The organism is Apilactobacillus kunkeei, from assembly GCF_001308195.1.
Classification (GTDB): Bacteria; Bacillota; Bacilli; order Lactobacillales; family Lactobacillaceae; genus Apilactobacillus; species Apilactobacillus kunkeei_C.
In genome coordinates this window covers 32,956-49,925 of sequence record NZ_JXDF01000012.1, presented here as the reverse complement: position 1 = coordinate 49,925, position 16,970 = coordinate 32,956, and the positions used below count along the sequence as shown (strand labels likewise).

General features: G+C 37.0%; 20 protein-coding genes and 1 other RNA gene. 3 read left to right on the top strand and 18 right to left on the bottom strand.

What is annotated here, in order from left to right; translation table 11 throughout:
* Positions 1 to 22: 22 nt before the first annotated feature.
* Together groES and RZ78_RS02010 are read right to left on the bottom strand one after the other, a co-directional pair.
* The gene (groES, locus tag RZ78_RS02015) at positions 23 to 307 is read right to left on the bottom strand and encodes a co-chaperone GroES (RefSeq protein WP_034531925.1); all 285 of its coding nucleotides are present in this window, start codon (positions 305 to 307) and stop codon (positions 23 to 25) included.
* A 170-nt stretch (positions 308 to 477) separates the two neighbouring features.
* Entirely contained in the window at positions 478 to 1,113 is a 636-nt protein-coding gene (locus RZ78_RS02010; protein ID WP_034532012.1) for a redox-sensing transcriptional repressor Rex, read from the bottom strand.
* A gap of 166 nt (positions 1,114 to 1,279) precedes the next feature.
* On the opposite strand from RZ78_RS02010, the gene RZ78_RS02005 reads away from it, so the two are divergent.
* On the top strand, positions 1,280 to 3,226 hold the full coding sequence (locus tag RZ78_RS02005; RefSeq protein WP_054607963.1) for an ABC-F family ATP-binding cassette domain-containing protein: 1,947 nt from the start codon (positions 1,280 to 1,282) through the stop codon (positions 3,224 to 3,226).
* A gap of 36 nt (positions 3,227 to 3,262) precedes the next feature.
* Here the strand turns inward: RZ78_RS02005 and tsaD are convergent, their stop codons facing one another.
* The 16 genes from tsaD to RZ78_RS01930 form a co-directional block, all read right to left on the bottom strand.
* The gene (gene tsaD, locus RZ78_RS02000) at positions 3,263 to 4,273 is read right to left on the bottom strand and encodes a tRNA (adenosine(37)-N6)-threonylcarbamoyltransferase complex transferase subunit TsaD (RefSeq protein WP_237756973.1); all 1,011 of its coding nucleotides are present in this window, start codon (positions 4,271 to 4,273) and stop codon (positions 3,263 to 3,265) included.
* Between the two features lie 35 nt (positions 4,274 to 4,308).
* Entirely contained in the window at positions 4,309 to 4,908 is a 600-nt protein-coding gene (rimI, locus tag RZ78_RS01995; protein WP_054607961.1) for a ribosomal protein S18-alanine N-acetyltransferase, read from the bottom strand.
* Positions 4,889 to 5,617 carry a tRNA (adenosine(37)-N6)-threonylcarbamoyltransferase complex dimerization subunit type 1 TsaB gene (tsaB, locus tag RZ78_RS01990; protein WP_054607960.1) on the bottom strand — a complete coding sequence of 243 codons (729 nt, stop codon included), beginning with the start codon at positions 5,615 to 5,617 and terminating at the stop codon, positions 4,889 to 4,891. The genes rimI and tsaB overlap by 20 nt, the downstream gene beginning before the upstream one ends.
* Positions 5,618 to 5,728: 111 nt before the next feature.
* Positions 5,729 to 6,487, bottom strand: a complete 759-nt coding sequence (locus RZ78_RS01985) for an acyl-[acyl-carrier-protein] thioesterase (protein ID WP_053791546.1) — start codon at positions 6,485 to 6,487, stop codon at positions 5,729 to 5,731.
* Positions 6,488 to 6,499: 12 nt separating this feature from the next.
* The gene (gene rsmI / locus RZ78_RS01980; RefSeq protein WP_054607959.1) at positions 6,500 to 7,378 is read right to left on the bottom strand and encodes a 16S rRNA (cytidine(1402)-2'-O)-methyltransferase; all 879 of its coding nucleotides are present in this window, start codon (positions 7,376 to 7,378) and stop codon (positions 6,500 to 6,502) included.
* A 15-nt stretch (positions 7,379 to 7,393) separates the two neighbouring features.
* A complete protein-coding gene (locus RZ78_RS01975; protein ID WP_053791544.1) occupies positions 7,394 to 7,729 on the bottom strand; it encodes a DNA replication initiation control protein YabA in 336 nt (111 codons plus the stop codon).
* A gap of 15 nt (positions 7,730 to 7,744) precedes the next feature.
* On the bottom strand, positions 7,745 to 8,755 hold the full coding sequence (gene holB / locus RZ78_RS01970) for a DNA polymerase III subunit delta' (protein ID WP_054607958.1): 1,011 nt from the start codon (positions 8,753 to 8,755) through the stop codon (positions 7,745 to 7,747).
* Between the two features lie 12 nt (positions 8,756 to 8,767).
* Positions 8,768 to 9,094, bottom strand: a complete 327-nt coding sequence (locus tag RZ78_RS01965; protein ID WP_034531916.1) for a cyclic-di-AMP receptor — start codon at positions 9,092 to 9,094, stop codon at positions 8,768 to 8,770.
* Positions 9,095 to 9,108: 14 nt separating this feature from the next.
* The gene (gene tmk, locus RZ78_RS01960) at positions 9,109 to 9,753 is read right to left on the bottom strand and encodes a dTMP kinase (RefSeq protein ID WP_054607957.1); all 645 of its coding nucleotides are present in this window, start codon (positions 9,751 to 9,753) and stop codon (positions 9,109 to 9,111) included.
* 108 nt (positions 9,754 to 9,861) lie between these two features.
* Positions 9,862 to 10,110: a YaaL family protein gene (locus RZ78_RS01955; RefSeq protein ID WP_034531914.1), complete on the bottom strand. Its 249-nt coding sequence runs from the start codon at positions 10,108 to 10,110 to the stop codon at positions 9,862 to 9,864.
* 12 nt (positions 10,111 to 10,122) lie between these two features.
* Complete coding sequence (gene recR / locus RZ78_RS01950) at positions 10,123 to 10,722, bottom strand: recombination mediator RecR (protein WP_054607956.1); 600 nt, start codon at positions 10,720 to 10,722, stop codon at positions 10,123 to 10,125.
* A gap of 21 nt (positions 10,723 to 10,743) precedes the next feature.
* Positions 10,744 to 11,061: a YbaB/EbfC family nucleoid-associated protein gene (locus RZ78_RS01945; RefSeq protein WP_034531912.1), complete on the bottom strand. Its 318-nt coding sequence runs from the start codon at positions 11,059 to 11,061 to the stop codon at positions 10,744 to 10,746.
* A 15-nt stretch (positions 11,062 to 11,076) separates the two neighbouring features.
* Positions 11,077 to 12,888 (bottom strand): DNA polymerase III subunit gamma/tau, encoded by a 1,812-nt coding sequence (gene dnaX / locus RZ78_RS01940; RefSeq protein WP_054607955.1) that lies wholly within the window; start codon positions 12,886 to 12,888, stop codon positions 11,077 to 11,079.
* A gap of 124 nt (positions 12,889 to 13,012) precedes the next feature.
* An RNA gene (gene ffs / locus RZ78_RS07415) (signal recognition particle sRNA small type) lies at positions 13,013 to 13,109 on the bottom strand.
* A 27-nt stretch (positions 13,110 to 13,136) separates the two neighbouring features.
* The gene (gene tadA / locus RZ78_RS01935) at positions 13,137 to 13,634 is read right to left on the bottom strand and encodes a tRNA adenosine(34) deaminase TadA (protein ID WP_054607954.1); all 498 of its coding nucleotides are present in this window, start codon (positions 13,632 to 13,634) and stop codon (positions 13,137 to 13,139) included.
* Positions 13,627 to 14,232, bottom strand: coding sequence for a class I SAM-dependent methyltransferase (locus tag RZ78_RS01930; RefSeq protein ID WP_054607953.1), 606 nt, complete (start codon positions 14,230 to 14,232; stop codon positions 13,627 to 13,629). The genes tadA and RZ78_RS01930 overlap by 8 nt, the downstream gene beginning before the upstream one ends.
* Positions 14,233 to 14,440: 208 nt before the next feature.
* Between RZ78_RS01930 and RZ78_RS01925 the strand changes: the two genes are divergently transcribed.
* Both RZ78_RS01925 and nrdE read left to right on the top strand, forming a co-directional pair.
* A complete protein-coding gene (locus tag RZ78_RS01925; RefSeq protein WP_034531908.1) occupies positions 14,441 to 14,668 on the top strand; it encodes a redoxin NrdH in 228 nt (75 codons plus the stop codon).
* A 115-nt stretch (positions 14,669 to 14,783) separates the two neighbouring features.
* Positions 14,784 to 16,949, top strand: coding sequence for a class 1b ribonucleoside-diphosphate reductase subunit alpha (gene nrdE / locus RZ78_RS01920; protein WP_054607952.1), 2,166 nt, complete (start codon positions 14,784 to 14,786; stop codon positions 16,947 to 16,949).
* Positions 16,950 to 16,970 lie beyond the last annotated feature (21 nt).

The window sequence follows — 16,970 nt, the reverse complement described above, 5'->3', positions numbered from 1 at the left end:
ATTAATAATTTCGTTTTATTTATTATTCAACGACAGCTAAAATGTCGCTTTCTTTTAGTACTAAATATTTTTGACCATCGTAGTCTACTGAAGTACCTGAGTACTTGTCGTAAACAACTTCGTCACCCTTCTTAACTTCTGGTGTAACAGTTTGGCCATTGTCTAAAACTCTACCGTTTCCTACGGCAACAACTTTTCCAGTTTGTGGTTTTTCTTTAGCATTATTTGCTAACACAATGCCTCCAACTGTTTCTTCTTTAGCTTCTTGTGCTTCAATAATTACACGATCACCCAATGGTTTTAACATTTTGCTTGACCTCACTTTGTTTTTTAATGTCTTTTATCAGTGTTAGCAGTCATTTATTATAAGTGCTAATCACTATAAATAATATATTATTTTTTAGATTCATATGCAAGAATTTTAAACCCTACACGATATAATCCTACAAAAAAAGATGGGCCAATGGCTCATCTTTCTTATTCACCTTCATAGTGTTCAATGAAGTAAATTAATGTTTGTAATTCGTTGGTTAAATCAACGTTTTGCACTCTGACATTTTTGGGAACTGATAAACGTTTTGAAGTAAAGTTCATGATACCCTTTGCTCCACCCTTTACGGCTTCATCACATAGGTCTTGAACTACGGTTGCTGGAACAGTAAAAATAACTACTTCAATTTGTTGATCTCTTAATTGTTCTTGTAAGTCTTTAACATCGTATACTGGTACACCACTTTGAACAGTGTTGATCATGTCGTCATGAATATCAAAGGCAGCTGAGATTCTTACGTTACTATCTTTGTGAAAATTAAAGTGTAGTAAGGCTTGACCCAAATTACCTAAACCGACTAATGCAACATTTGTTAAGTGATCTTGATTTAGAATCTTCTTGAAGAAGTCTAATAAATTATCAACCTCGTATCCATATCCACGTTTTCCAAGAGCTCCAAAATAGGATAAATCTCTTCTAATGGTTGCTGAATCAACTTGAACTGCTTCAGCAAAAGTACTAGAGGATATTCTCTTTATTTTCGCGTCGTGTAAACCGCTAAGATATCGATAATACATAGGCAATCTTTTAGCCGTTGCCCTAGGAATTTTAATATCCAAAATCTTCCCTCCCGAATCTTTCATAACATTTATGTATTCTATCATAAAAACAAAGTTTGTGAAAATATTATCATCTACTAAAAAGGATTGAACATTTTAATTTATCGGGGGAAATATGCTAAAATAGTCATTATTACTGATAAAACAAGAGAATTAGGAGGTGAATTTTATGATTATTTTACAAGCAAATAAAATGACAAAACGATTTGGTGGGCAAGATCTTTTCACAAGCGTTAACTTGAGTATCGAAGAAAACAGCAAGGTCGCCTTGGTTGGTCGAAACGGTGCTGGTAAGTCAACCTTAGTGAAAATGATTTTGGGCGATGAACCAATTGATGAAGGTGAAGTCACCACCAAAAAAGGTATCACCATTGGATACTTAGCCCAAAATACTGGTCTAACTTCTGATGCCACCATCATCGAAGAAATGACCAATGTCTTTGCTGATTTAATCGCTTTAGAAAATAAAATTCACGAATACGAAAACAAGATGGCTGATCCAAACATCAACTCGGATCCAGAAAAGCTGGCTGAGGTTTCACAAACTTATGACCAACTTCAAGCTGAGTTTACCGCCAAGAACGGTTTTTCTTATCAAGCCGAAATTAAGGCCGTGTTAAACGGATTTGGCTTCGGTGAAGAAATGTACGACCATAAAATTAGTGAGCTATCAGGTGGTCAACAAACCCAACTAGCAATGGCCAAGTTGCTTCTACAAAAGAAGGACCTATTGATTCTAGACGAACCTACTAACCATATTGATGTTAAGACCATTAGTTGGTTGGAAGATTATCTAAAAAGTTATCATGGTGCCCTTCTAATCATCTCCCATGACCGTTTCTTCATGGATAAGATTGTCGATCAAGTCTACGACCTATCACAAGGTCACATGACTCATTATGTCGGGAACTACTCCAGTTATGTTGAGCAAAAGAAACTTAATTACCAACATCAACTAAAGGAATACGAAAAGCAACAAAAGAAAATCAAAGAGATGCAAGACTTCGTTGATAAAAACATTGTTCGTGCATCCACTACTAAACGGGCTCAATCAAGAAGAACTCAATTGGAAAAGATGGAAAAAATTGCGGCACCAACCCGTGATGATAAATCCGCTCGTCTTTCATTCACTCCTGAAAAACAAAGTGGAAACGTCGTTTTAAACGTCCGTGATGCCGCAATCGGATACGATGATAAAATTCTATCTAAAAACATCAATATTGATGTTAAACGTAATCAAGCGGTTGCATTGATTGGGCCAAACGGAATTGGTAAGTCAACATTGCTAAAGACTATCATGAAGCAATTACCACTCCAATCTGGTGAAATCGAACGTGGTACCGGCGTTCAAATTGGTTACTACGACCAACACCAAGATAACCTACACCCCAACAAGACCGTCTTAAACGAAATCTGGGACGACTACCCTACTTACCCGGAACAACGCATTCGTTCAATTCTAGGTAGTTTCTTGTTCTCTGGTGAAGACGTTGAAAAAGTAGTTGGTAACCTTTCTGGTGGTGAAAAGGCCCGCCTAGTTTTAACTAAGCTATCCATGAATCACGATAACTTCTTAATCCTAGATGAACCTACCAACCATTTGGATATCGATAGTAGAGAAGTGTTGGAAAACGCATTGATCAATTTCGATGGAACTATTTTGTTTGTATCCCATGATAGATACTTCATCAATAAGTTAGCCACTCAAATTGTTGAACTATCCCCTGATGGTAGCGAACTATTCCTTGGTAACTACAACTATTATGTAGAAAAGAAGGAAGAACAAGCTGCCATTGAGGAACACAAAAAAGAAGAACAAGCCAAGACCGAAGATGTTGAAGATACAAAACCAAAGTCACAAAATCAAAAAGAATTCATTGCTAACAAAGAGTTACAAAAGAAGCAACGTAAGCTAAAACGTCAGGTGGAAGATCTAGAAGAACAACTAGACTCCGCTCAAAAAGATAAATCAGCAATTGAAGCTGAAATGGTTAAACCAGAAAACTTAAATGACATTGAAAAGCTTAATGATTTGCAAGCTAAACTAACCGATATTAACTCTAAGATAGAAGAGATTGAAACCAATTGGGAAAACGCAATGATGGAACTTGAATAAACAAAAAAGATGAATCCAAAACGGATTCATCTTTTTTTATTCTTCATCTTCTAAAAGGTCGAATTCCAAACTTGGGTCAGCATTCAAGTTAACGCCAGCAAAGACATTCTTCTTTGCCATGATGTATCCGGCTGCACCAATCATTGCGGCATTGTCACCACAAAGTTTGTTTGGTACCTTGATTAATTCTGTTGTATCAATCTTATCGATTGCTTCTTCTAAAGCACTGCGAAGGCCCTTATTAGCGGCAACCCCACCGGCTAAAATTAATTGAGAAACAGGATATTCTTGTAATGCTCTAGTGGTCTTATCAACTAAAACATCAACGACGGCACTTTGGAAACTAGCAGCTAAATCGTTCTTATCCAATTCTTCATGAATTTGATCAGCATGGTGAGTGGTGTTTAGAAACGCACTCTTTAAACCACTGAATGAGAAATCAAAGTTATCTTCTTTTTCCATCGCACGTGGGAAGTTAAAGGTATCCTTACCTTCTGCAGCCATTGCATCAACCTTAGGACCAGCTGGGTAATTAATTCCCAATACTCGACCAACCTTGTCGTATGCTTCTCCGGCGGCGTCATCCCTAGTTTCACCGATAATTTTGAAGTCGCCCTCTTCTTTCATTAGGACTAATTCAGTATGACCACCGGAAACCACCAATGCCAATGCTGGATAGTTAATCTTGGTAACGAATCGACTGGCCAAGATGTGTCCGGCAATATGGTTAACCGGAATCAATGGGATATTGTGTGCCCATGCAATGGTCTTTGCAGCAGTAACACCGATTAATAGCGCCCCCACTAGACCGGGACCATATGTCACAGCGATTGCGTCGATGTCATCGTATGAAACATCAGCTTGCTTCATTGCATCTTCAACACAGATAGTGATTTGTTCAATATGATGTCTACTTGCGACTTCTGGAACGACTCCACCGAATCGCTTGTGACTATTGATTTGCGTTGCAACAACGTTTGATAATATTTTTTCGCCATCTTCGATAATGGCCACACTAGTTTCATCACAACTAGATTCAAAAGACATAATTATATGTGGTTGCACAAAAAAACCTCGTTTCATTAAATTCCAAAGTTATTTGGAATAGTTTCGTATAGACTTAAATCTAAAACCATATCGACGGCATCTTCATGATCACCGTCGTAATAGCCCTTCTTAACACCAACTTCTTTGAAACCTAAGTCGGAATATAATCTTTGGGCCTTTACGTTACTAATTCTAACTTCCAAAGAAACCGTCTTGTAGTTCAATTGACGGGCCTTTTTAATAATCTTAGCGATTAAGAAGTAACCTAATCCACGTTCTTGGTATTCTGGTTTTACAGCAACGTTTGAGATATGACAGTCACCTTGTTTATCGTTTAAAGAACTACCGATAAAAGCAACTAGTTCATCTTCTTGACGCAATAGTAAATAAAAGCGATCTAGACGTGGTTTTAGCTCAGGTAAAAACGCTTCGTCGGTCCATGGTGCCTTACCATCGTAGACGTCACGTTCGATATTAACCATTTCAGGAATATCGGTAACCATTGCCTTGGCCAAGTAAAACTTATCGCCATTAATCTTTACGATGTGATTCTTGATATTTAGGTGTTCCTTTTTCATTAGGTGCTCGGTATTCACAAATTTTTTCTGATACCAATTAATTAACTTTTTCAACATATGAAGTAACTTCTTCCCCGGGATGATTTTGTTTCCAATCTGCTTCAGCTTTAGTCAAACGTAAATATCTTGGTACAAATGCATGAATGTCTTCAACAGGTGATAAGGTTTGTCCATATAAACCTAACCTAGCTGCTTGTGGCAAGTTATCAAAACTATCAGTAAAAATAACTTTATCGCCAAACTTCTTCTTTAATGCATCTTCAAAATGTGGTGCGTCGGTACCAACAGCATAGACTGCTTTGTCTTTGCTATCAATTCTGTCTAACCACTTATCAAAGTCAGTATGACAGTCTTCTAAGACACTTTCTGGAACGCCATTTTTAATTTCATAAAGTCCAGAAAAGACGTTATTGTTTCTAGCATCAAAAATTGGCATTACAAGACTGCCCTCTTGCTTAATGTTAAGCGCTAAGGTTTGCAAACTTGATACACCCACTAGTTCAATTCCTAGTGTGTATGCCAAAGTTTTAGCTGTGGCAGTCGCAATTCTAATTCCAGTGTATGATCCTGGACCGTCTGCCACAACAACTCTTTGTAAGTCCGATGGTGTTAAGTCCACCTTTGTCATTAATTCATCAATAATTGGAAGTAAATATTCCGCATGCTTTTGATGAACAGTAGTTGTTTCTGTCGCTAATATTTGATCATCATCCAAAATAGCAACAGTTAGTTGTCGATTGGATGTATCTAAAGACAATACTTTCATCCTGTTTTTCCGTCTCCCTAATAACTTTATTAATATACGTAATAATTCTAAAACAAATTATAACAAAAAAATAGGTGTCTCCATAATAAAAATGAACACACCCGAAAATATTTAATCATTTTTGCGCCAAGTAATGTTGGCAATTGCAGAATGACTGTCGCCACTCATGATTTCATGCTTAGTTAGAATTGAACCGTCTTCTTGTTCTTCCATGTCGTAGTAACTTTCTACGGTTGATCCATATTTAACTTCATTTTCGTATCTTAATAGGAAATGAGTTGGGGTATGGTTGGTTAGGAAGTCGGCAGGTAAGACGTTTACCATCCAATCCATATAATGAGCATTGTTTACGTGTTGGTTTGAATCAATGTCTGTATATCTTACACGGAAGCTTTGTTTAGTTTCTTCGTTGTATTGGACCTTTTGTGGTTTAGGCATCTTAGGAACTTGGTTCACCTTTTCAGCACCAAATGGTTCTACTGTTTCCTTTGGAATGGAAGCAATCTTTCTTTCCTTGTAGTTCATAGCTGCCCATAAACCGGTCATGTGCATTAACACTTCACCTGATTCACTTTCGATAGTGAATTCACGGTAAGCAAAGTACTTGTTGTATGACTTTGATTTAGTGTTAATGGTGATATTTTCATCAACCACTGGCATACGGTTAATATGCACATCGTATTGAATAACAACCCAGGTAACTCCGAACTGGCGGACAAATTCAGCGCCGACACCAAGCTTATCACTATGATCTTCTGATGCTAGGATAATGACATCTAGCATCATCGCAATGGTCATACGACGGGTAAAGTCAGCTTCATAGTAGGTAACTCGATGTTTTTCACTAAAAACAGTTGGTTGGTTTTCCATTATTATTCACTCCTAGATTTCGTGATAGATATTGTAAATCTCTTGTTTTTTTACTTTGTGTAGCTTAGCAACCTCTTTGATTGCTGCATTGGTCTTCATGCCCTTACCAATAAACAAGTCAACTTGTTCTTGGATAGATAATCCAGCCAACTCATCTTGTTCCTGGTTTTCTTGGGTGGCGTTCTTATTACCATCAACAATTACCACGAACTCACCACGAACTTGATTTGCTTCGGTCCATTCGATTAGTTCAGAAATACTACCGCGGTCGAATTCTTCGAACTTCTTGGTTAGTTCCCTGCACAATACCGCCTGTCGGTCGGCACCAAATACCTTTTGCATATTCTTAAGAGTTTTGTTTAAACGATGAGGAGCTTCATAGAAAATCAGTGTTTCACTATGTTGGTTAAGTTCCTCTAATTCGCTAATCTGGTCACTATTCTTTCGATTTAAAAATCCAAAGAAATAAAATGGTTGTGGAACCAGTCCGGAAGCAATTAGTGCTGTTAATCCAGCGTTTGCTCCAGGAAGTGGGACAACATTAATATTATTATCAACACATGCTTTCACTAGTTCTTGACCTGGATCACTAATTGATGGCATCCCTGCGTCACTAACTTGAGCAACATTTTGACCGTCATTTAAAGTTTGTACCAATTCATCGATTCGGTAGTCTTTGTTATCTTCTCTAAAACTGATTTTCTTGGTATCAATCTCAAAATGATTCAATAATTGTTGCGTGTGACTTGGGTTTTCAGCGGCAATTAAATCAACTTCTTTAAGTGTCTTAATTGCTCGAAAAGTCATGTCATCTAGGTTCCCGATTGGTGTTGGAACTAGATATAATATTCCTTTATCTTGGTTAGCGGTAAAGCTATGTTGTTCTTGCACTTGGACTCCTCCAGATTAACGATTTAAGATTTCATTACAGAAAATACAGCTTTCATCGTTTTCACGATGTGATCCATAAAACTCGATGCAGACATGGAACCCTTCATTAAATAAGTGTTCCAAGTTTTCACGAGATTTAGATGAACGTGGTCTGCTCTTCTTGTTATCGTTTTCCACATTTTCTTTTTGTTCATTGATGAAATCATGTAGATGTTGGTTTTCAATTCTTAGTTCGGCATTTTCTTCCATTACTTCGGTTAATGCTTTTCGCACTTCAGCAAATTGACTCAACATTAATTCAGTTTGTGATTCTAAATCCTTGATTCCATCATATAATTCACGTTTCTCCAAACAATTTCACCCCATTTAACTATTTAGTATTTTCATAATTTTTAATGTAGTAGCCTCTAATATATTTTGGAAACTAACATTGACTGCCATTTGGTTGTTGCAGTTTAAGATTACTTCCATAATTTGAATTAGTTTGGCCTCATTGATACTTTCGCTTAGTTGTTCAATGTTTTGGGCTTGTTTTGGAAAGTTATAATCCTTACTCCCAGTATACTTAGCATCTAAAACATCTTCAAATATTGATAGCAGCATATCAATCACTACTTGGCGTTTACTATTATCACTAACTAACGGCATGATATTACTTTGTACCAAAACAAATGAAGTTTTATCTCTTTGGACCAGCATACTAAACCATTGACTAATCGCAGAAATAATCTTGGTTAGCCATTCGTCTTCCTGCCATGCTTGGACGGTCGACATTTGGTTGGTTAGTCGTTTAATGATTTTAAATTGACTGGGAATTACACCCATGTTGGCCAATTCTTCGTTAAACGCTTTTGTGTTTAACGGATTTAAATCAACCACTTGGGTTCTAGAGATAATGGTTGGTAGTATTAAATTCTTATTGGTCGTTAGTAGAAACGAAACTATATTAGCACCAGGTTCTTCGATAAACTTTAATAAGCTGTTTGCGGCTCCGGTAGTCATCTTTTCCGCATCACAAACGATAAAGAACTTCTGGTTTCCTTCCAAACCACTTTTGGAAAATTCAGATTTTAGGTATCTGATTTGATCAACCTTGATACTTAATCCATCTGGTTTGATGATGACAACATCTGGATGTTGTTGTTCTGCGATTCTACGACATTCATCACAATGTCCACAGGGCATTGAATCATCGGAAACGTTTTTACAAAACATTCTCATTGTTATAAACAACGCTAATGATAACTTTCCGACCCCTTCTTCACCGTTAAATAGGTAAGAATGGGATAATTCGTGATTGTTCACCACTTGTAAAAATTTGTCCATCAGTGGCTTTTGCTTTTTCTCAGTCTCTGCAATCACTTGATTTTCGGTCATGTTCTTCCCCCATTAGAATCGATAAAAATTATCCATTGGCATTTCCATTACAGTAGCGCCACCTACTTCAATCTTAACTGGATATGATGAGTCTGAAACTCCACCATCCAAATTAACTGGAGGTGTCATGTATTGTTCACGCTTACTTGAAACCTTTTTAATGATGTCTAAAACATCATTAACACGTTCATCTTCTATCCCAATCATAAAGGTAGTGTTTCCTGACTTTAGAAAACCACCGGTAGTTGATAACTTGGTTTGATGAACATTATTCTTAGCAAATGCGTTTTGTAGTTTGTTAGCATCTTTATTTTGCACAATTACAATTAAAAGTTTCATTCAAAATCACGTCCCTATTTTTTAAATTCATTTAAATATGGTTGCAAAATTTCTAAAACATTTTGGTATACCGCATCAATTGATTGAGTAGCATCAACTGACTTGATACGTTGAGGATTAGCCTTTGCTAAACGTTGGTAGGCTGCATGAACTCGGTTATGGAAATCGATTGTTTCAACATCCAATCTGTCGACTTCATCTTCCGCCCTATTCTTAGCAATACGCTTTAATCCTTCTTCTACTGGAAGATTAAAGTAGATAGTAAGGTCTGGTAAAAAGCCTTCGGTAGCAAATTGGTTCATTTCATTGATTGCATCTTCACCAATTTCTCTACCTCCACCTTGATATGCAATTGAGCTATCAAGGTAACGATCACAGATAACTAACTTGTTGTCAGCAATCGCTGGTTTCACTGTTTGTTCAATGTTTTGGCGACGAGCCGCTGCATATAATAACGCTTCGGTTCGCTTGTCCATATCAACATTTTTGCGGTCTAGAATTACTTCACGAATACTTTCAGCGATTGGGTTACCACCAGGTTCTCTACTGGTAACTAACTTGTCGCCCATTTCTTCTTTTAAATAATCTAATACCATGTTCAGGATGGTTGTTTTACCAGCACCATCCGTGCCTTCAAATGTGATAAATTTTCCAGCCATATACTATACCCCTACTTTCATCTTTCTATCTCATTGTACTTTAATTTATGCGTTTCAACAAATGAACAACAAACAAAAAGTGTCTTATTCCAAAGAATAAAGACACCTTTAGTAATCAATAACAGAAGATTGAATACGATTGTTGGAAACTTTTCTTTCTCTTGCTTCTCGATATAAAAATAAATATTTTTCACGAGCTAAACGAGTTTGGGCAACGATTTCCCCGTCAACTTCATAAATGGCTTCTTGGGTTTCAGTAGCTTGGTCCCATTGGTACTTAGCACGATCGATAGAATCCAATAGAAATTCATCATATTGTTTTCCTACGTTGTGTGAAAATCTTGAAAATCCTAACATCAGTATTCACTCCTACATTTCAGTTCGACCAGAAACGGCTCTAGAAAGCGTCATTTCATCAGCATATTCGATATCACTACCAACTGATAACCCATGCGCTAATCTAGTTACTTTAATTCCGGCTGGCTTAACTAAACGTGATAGATACATTGCAGTTGCTTCCCCTTCAGGAGTAGCGTTTGTGGCAATGATAACTTCTTTGATTGCTTCGTCGCTTTGCAAACGTTTAATTAGGCTTTTAATATTTAAATCTTCTGGTCCTTTTCCCTCGATTGGAGATAAGACACCATTTAATACATGATATAAACCATGATAATCTTTCATTTTTTCCATTACCATGATGTCTCTTGGTTGTTCGACAACCAAAACAGTCGATTGATCTCTCGTCTTGTCTCGACAGATAACACATGGATCTTCATCAGTTAAATTTCCGCAGATTGAACAATACATCAACTTGTCCTTGGTTTCCTTCAAAGCTGAAGAGAACTTGGCAACGTCGTCTTTGTTCATATCAACTACGAAATATGCCAGTCTAATCGCTGTCTTATGCCCAATCCCTGGTAGACGCATAAAACTGTCGATCAACTTAGCAATTGGTTCAGGATATTGCATAATTAACCTTCTTTATTTAAATTACATTCCTGGAATTCCCATTCCCTTAGTGTACTTACCCATTGAGTCTTGAGTAGTCTTTTCGATTTGTGCAAGTGCATCGTTTACGGCACTGATTACTAAATCTGAAGTCATATCTGGGTCTTCTGGATCCAATGCTTCTGGTTTAATCTTCATGTCCTTCATCTTGCGGTCACCTGAGAAAGTAACAACTACCATGTCTTCAGGGGCTTTTCCAACAAATTCAGTGTTGTTGATTTGTTCTTGTTCAGCACCCATTTGTTTTTGTAGTTGCTTAACTTGTTTCATCATCTTTCCCATGTTCATTCCGTTCATCATAACTATAACAGCTCCTTAATCATCTTTTACATCTATTATATCTTCACCAAAAAGTTGTGTTGCTTGTTTAACTATTTTGGGTTCATTGTCTTGTTTTTCATTATTATTATCATCGTTTTGGTCTGAATTTTCAACACTTGAATTTTCAGATTCTTCTCGAACATCTTTACCACTATTCTTTTGGGCAACGATGTAACCCTTTCTGATTTCTGGCCATTGTTCAGCCGGGATAAAGACAAAGTCTGGAACGTAACTTAAAATACGATCCAATCCATTACCTAAGGCATCTTGTAGTTCTTCGTCAGTACTTGCCTTTTGGAATAGGAATGGATATTCGAATGAAACAACCACACCGTCATGACTGGCAGCAACTGGCTTAGAAACATTCATCAATGCTCGCTTGGTTACGTCTAGTCCACTTAATAATTCATCCCAAATGTTTTGAATGTTGGTTAAATCTTGACGAGTGGCGTTGTCCAAAACTGGATAAATCTTGGTTAGGTTAACCCTAGCATTACTTGAACTACCTGATGGTTTCTTAGCAGCAGGCCTTCTGGCAGGTTCGCTAGCAGCATTCCCACCTTTATTGGCAGCAACACCATTCCTGGTTAGTTCTTCGACTTGTTTTTGTAAACTAGCTACTTGATCCTTCAATTGTTGAACCAATTGGTTATCAACATTTGAAGCACTGGCAGTTTGCACAGCTGGCTGTGGTTGTGCTGGTGCTTGGCTAGCAGCTTGTTGGTTGTCGGTTGATAGCTTAACGGTCAATACATCTAGATAAACGTCTGGATGCATTGTGTATCTCATTTGGTTTTGAATGTCGTTTAAGTCAACAATCATACGGTAAACTCTCTTCGCATCCACAATTGATGTGAGTTGTTTGAACTCTTCATCAATCACACCTAGTTCTGATTCTTCGACCATTTCAGGTGATTGTTGGTATAACAAGATGTCTTGGCAGTACTTAATTAAGTCTTCGACAAATCTTGCTGCATCTTTACCAGATTCTAGCATTTGTCTAACATCTGATAGCGCATCCTTAACATCGTGGTTCACAACATTGGTTAGGTATTTTGATAGTAGTGACTTAGTCACACTACCAGTTACTTGCAATGCATTTTCGTAAGTAACCTTATCAAAGCCAAATGACAATACTTGATCTAGGATACTTAGGGCATCACGCATCCCACCTTCTGCGGCTTTGGCGATTACCTTTAGCGCCTTGTCATCATAATCAATCTTTTTATCGTTTAAAATGAATTCCATTCTGCCTAAGATGTCATTTGCGGTGATACGTTTAAAATCGAAACGTTGAACACGTGAAATGATTGTAGCCGGAATCTTTTGTGGTTCGGTTGTGGCTAGAATGAAGATAACGTGTGCAGGTGGTTCTTCCAATGTCTTTAACAATGCATTGAAAGCCCCTGTTGATAACATATGAACTTCATCAATAATGTATACCTTGTAGGTTGCTTGAGTTGGCGCATACTTGGCCTTATCTCTAACATCCCTAATTTCTTCAACCCCATTGTTTGAGGCCGCATCAATTTCGATAACATCATTTAGTGTTCCATTTGTAATGCTTTCACAAATTTCACATTCGTTGCAGGGTTCCCCATCTTTTTGGTTTGGACAGTTAATTGCCTTTGCCAAAATTTTCGCAGCGGAAGTTTTTCCAGTTCCCCTAGGACCTGCAAATAAATAAGCATGACTCAATTGATTGGTGACAATCGCATTTTTCAATGTGGTGGTAATAACATCTTGACCAATCACATCGTCAAAACGTTGCGGTCTCCATACACGGTATAAAGCTTGGTAACTCATGGAAAACTTCCTTTCAAAAAACTAGTTACTTACATTATATATTCTATTCAATAATTATTCCATTATCGTTTTTACATCGTAGATAAAAAAATCTCCTAGCCAGCATTTGACTAGGAGTTTATTTGTATAAAAAACAAGAAGCACAAGCGTAGAATACTTAGTGCTGCTTCCTCTCGGATCTGACACGGTTCGTAAACACAACTTTGCTTCAAGGCCTTGCGGCAATAATTATATTAACTTATTCAGGATTATTTTTCAAGTTTATTTCTTTTTTTCTTAGCTTCTTTGCTTCTTTTGCGTGCTGCTTTGAAAAAAGACTTCATTAAATGCTTAGCATCATCAGCCAGTAATCCACCAGATACATTAACCTGATGATTCAATCGACTATCCTCTAACACATGATATAGACTTTCGGCGGCACCCGCCTTAATATCGTTAGCTCCATAGTAGACATTCTTGATTCTGGAATTGATGATTGCTCCTGCACACATTAAACATGGTTCAATCGTTACATATAAATCACAATCTTCCAATCGCCAACTATGCAAAAGACGACATGCTTCATCAATGGCCACTACTTCGGCATGATCCAAAGCATTGTTGCTTAACTCACGGAGGTTATGACCCCTACCGATAATCTCACCATCTTTAACAACGATTGCCCCAATCGGTACCTCGTTTATCATGTATGCTTTTTTCGCTTCGAATAAAGCTTCTTTCATATAGTATTCGTTTGTCTTATCCATTAAATACACTTTCCAATATATAGTAACCTTTGTTCTTCCTGATAATTTCACAATTACCAAATAATGATTGCATTAACTTCTTAGCAGATGGTGCCCCTTGTTTCTTTTGTAATACCACAGTTAGTGTTCCCTTTGATAATAAATGATCAACTGCACCAGAAATCATTCCATCAACAACATCCTTCCCTGCTCTTACAGGTGGGTTGGTAATAATTGCGGCAAACTTATCGGTAACATTTTCATAAACGTCAGAATTATGAATTTTAACATTTGAAACGTGATTTTGTTCAGCATTCTTCACGGCTAGTTCTAATGCTAGGTTATTAACGTCTACCATTTCAAACGTTCTGTCAGGATGATGCTTGGCTAAAGCGATTGCCATTGGGCCATATCCACATCCTAAATCTAGGACATTTCCGTCTGGAATTTTATCAAAATTAACACTTTCAACTAAAGTTTTTGAACCAAAATCAACAGTTCTTTTTGAGAAAACCCCGTTATCAGTGGTAAAGGTCAATGTGTTGTTTAATAAATCAAAATTCCATGTATGAAGTTCGTGTACAACATGTGGATTAGGTGTATAATAAAATTCGTTCATTTCAAATCAGATCCTCGTAAAAAATTTTTAAATTCGCTAAGACACTGTATCTAGTAGATTAGGAACATTTCGACCACTAAATATGGTGTTTTTTATTTGATTTTTTTCTGTTCTGGTGTAAACTTTTATATATAAATTAAAGGGAAATATCTTACATATTTCGATTGAAATGTAATACATATTTCGTCAAAAGAAAGGGAGCAATACCATGGCACAAGTAACTGTATACTCAAAGAATAATTGCATGCAATGCAAAATGACTAAGCGCTTTTTAAGCGAACACGATATTGATTTTATTGAAAGAAACATTAACGAAGAACCCGAATATGTTTCATACTTAAAATCAAAAGGATTCATGTCACTACCAGTTGTGGAAGCAGATGGTATTGACTCAATTTCCGGATTTAGACCAGATCAATTAAGCCAACTAGCTTAATTTCAAATTACGTATTATTCATTATAATATAAAATGTTGTTTTTGGCGAAACCGCTATTGGTCTCGCCTTGTTTTTTCTCAAGTTTAATTTTACTAACGAAAGAGTGGTTTAAGCATGTCGTTGAAAGATTTGAAGGACGTAACCTATTACGACCTAAATAATGAAATTAACATCCCTAAGGATGATAAGATTCAATTAAATAAAGATAAAGAAGCGCTTGAAGCTTTCATCAAAGAAAATGTTGAACCTAACCTTAAAAAGTTTGGTTCTCTAAAAGAAAAATTCGATTTTCTAATCGATAACGATTACCTTGAAGAAGAATTCATCAACAAATATGACTTTTCATTTATTGAAAAAATCTACGACTACTTGGAAAGTCAAAACTTTAAGTTCAAATCTTTTATGGCCGCATACAAATTCTATGCTCAATACGCCCTAAAGACTGATGATGGTAACTACTACCTAGAACAATTCATTGATCGTGTTGCTATCAACGCACTATACTTCGCTGATGGTGATGAAGAACTTGCTATGAACTTAGCAGATGAAATTGTTCACCAAAGATACCAACCAGCCACCCCTTCTTTCCTAAATGCCGGAAGAAAACGTCGTGGTGAATTTGTATCATGTTTCTTAATTCAACCTACTGACGATATGAACACTATTGGTAGAACTATCAACTCAGCACTACAACTATCACGTATTGGTGGTGGTGTTGGAATTAACCTTTCTAACCTACGTGCTGCAGGTGATCCAATCAAGCATATCGAAGGTGCTGCTTCTGGTGTTGTTCCAGTTATGAAACTTCTAGAAGACAGTTTTTCATACTCAAACCAACTAGGACAAAGACAAGGTGCCGGGGCCGTTTACCTAAACGTATTCCATCCAGACATCATCTCATTCCTATCAGCTAAGAAAGAAAACGCCGATGAAAAGATTCGTGTTAAAACTCTTTCACTTGCTGTTACTGTTCCTGACAAGTTCTATGAACTTGCTCAAAACGATGATGAAATGTACCTATTCAGTCCATACGATGTTGAAAGAATTTACGGCGTTCCATTCTCATACGTTGATATCACCAAAGAATACGACAACATGGTCGCAAACGATGAAATCAAGAAGACTAAGATTAACGCTCGTGAACTAGAAACTGAAATTAGTAAATTACAACAAGAATCAGGTTACCCTTACATCATTAACATTGATACTGTTAACAAGGAAAACCCTATTGACGGTAAGATTGTTATGAGTAACCTATGTTCAGAAATCATGCAAGTACAAGAACCTTCTACTGTTGATAACGAACAACACTATGAAAAACTTGGTACTGATGTATCATGTAACTTAGGTTCAACTAATATCGTTAACTTAATGGCTAGCCCTGACTTTGGTAAGTCAGTTGACGCAATGGTTCGTGCCTTAACCTTCGTTACTGATCATTCAGACATCAACGTTGTTCCATCAATCCAACGTGGTAACGCCCTATCACACAGTATTGGTCTTGGTGGAATGGGTCTTCACAGTTTCTTAGCTAAAAACCAAATCGAATACGGTTCTGACGAAGCAATCGAATTCACTGGTGTTTACTTTATGCTATTAAACTACTGGACTTTAGTTGCATCAAACAAGATTGCTGCTGAAAGAAACGAAACTTTCCACAACTTTGATAAGAGTAGATATGCTGATGGTTCATACTTCGATAGATATACTACCGAAGACTGGGGTCCAAAATCTGATCGCGTAAAAGAACTATTCGACGGCATCTTTGTTCCAAACCAAAGCGATTGGGAAGAACTAAAACAATCTGTTATGAAGGATGGTTTATACCACCAAAACAGAATGGCTGTTGCACCAAACGGTTCAATCTCATACATTAATGATTCCACTGCTAGTTTGCACCCTATCATTAGTCGTATCGAAGAAAGATATGAATCAAAGACTGGTAAGATTTACTACCCAGCTCCATACCTATCAAACGAAACTCTTAAGTACTACAAGTCAGCTTATGACATTGACATGAGAAAAGTTATTGATACTTACGCTGCTGCTCAAAAGCATGTTGATCAAAGTATGAGTCTTACTCTATTCATGCGTTCAACAATTCCTGAAGGTCTATATGAATGGAAGAACGGTAGAACTGATAAAATGACTACTCGTGATTTAACTATCCTACGTAACTACGCTCACGCTAAAGGCATTAAGTCACTATACTATGTCAGAACTTACACTGATGATAACCAAGAAGTCGGTGTTAACGAATGTGAAAGTTGTTCAATCTAATTAGTTAGGAGAATTTATACA

Coding starts and splice junctions, on each gene's coding strand:
- tmk (WP_054607957.1), bottom strand. CDS start 9,753: ATGGCTGGAAAATTTATCACATTTGAAGGCACGGATGGTGCTGGTAAA.
- groES (WP_034531925.1), bottom strand. CDS start 307: ATGTTAAAACCATTGGGTGATCGTGTAATTATTGAAGCACAAGAAGCT.
- tsaD (WP_237756973.1), bottom strand. CDS start 4,273: ATGTCTTTTGAATCTAGTTGTGATGAAACTAGTGTGGCCATTATCGAA.
- holB (WP_054607958.1), bottom strand. CDS start 8,755: ATGACCGAAAATCAAGTGATTGCAGAGACTGAGAAAAAGCAAAAGCCA.
- RZ78_RS01930 (WP_054607953.1), bottom strand. CDS start 14,232: ATGAACGAATTTTATTATACACCTAATCCACATGTTGTACACGAACTT.
- RZ78_RS01985 (WP_053791546.1), bottom strand. CDS start 6,487: ATGGAAAACCAACCAACTGTTTTTAGTGAAAAACATCGAGTTACCTAC.
- tsaB (WP_054607960.1), bottom strand. CDS start 5,617: ATGAAAGTATTGTCTTTAGATACATCCAATCGACAACTAACTGTTGCT.
- RZ78_RS01945 (WP_034531912.1), bottom strand. CDS start 11,061: ATGATGAACGGAATGAACATGGGAAAGATGATGAAACAAGTTAAGCAA.
- rimI (WP_054607961.1), bottom strand. CDS start 4,908: ATGTTGAAAAAGTTAATTAATTGGTATCAGAAAAAATTTGTGAATACC.
- dnaX (WP_054607955.1), bottom strand. CDS start 12,888: ATGAGTTACCAAGCTTTATACCGTGTATGGAGACCGCAACGTTTTGAC.
- tadA (WP_054607954.1), bottom strand. CDS start 13,634: ATGGATAAGACAAACGAATACTATATGAAAGAAGCTTTATTCGAAGCG.
- RZ78_RS02005 (WP_054607963.1), top strand. CDS start 1,280: ATGATTATTTTACAAGCAAATAAAATGACAAAACGATTTGGTGGGCAA.
- recR (WP_054607956.1), bottom strand. CDS start 10,722: ATGCAATATCCTGAACCAATTGCTAAGTTGATCGACAGTTTTATGCGT.
- RZ78_RS01925 (WP_034531908.1), top strand. CDS start 14,441: ATGGCACAAGTAACTGTATACTCAAAGAATAATTGCATGCAATGCAAA.
- nrdE (WP_054607952.1), top strand. CDS start 14,784: ATGTCGTTGAAAGATTTGAAGGACGTAACCTATTACGACCTAAATAAT.
- RZ78_RS01955 (WP_034531914.1), bottom strand. CDS start 10,110: ATGTTAGGATTTTCAAGATTTTCACACAACGTAGGAAAACAATATGAT.
- RZ78_RS01965 (WP_034531916.1), bottom strand. CDS start 9,094: ATGAAACTTTTAATTGTAATTGTGCAAAATAAAGATGCTAACAAACTA.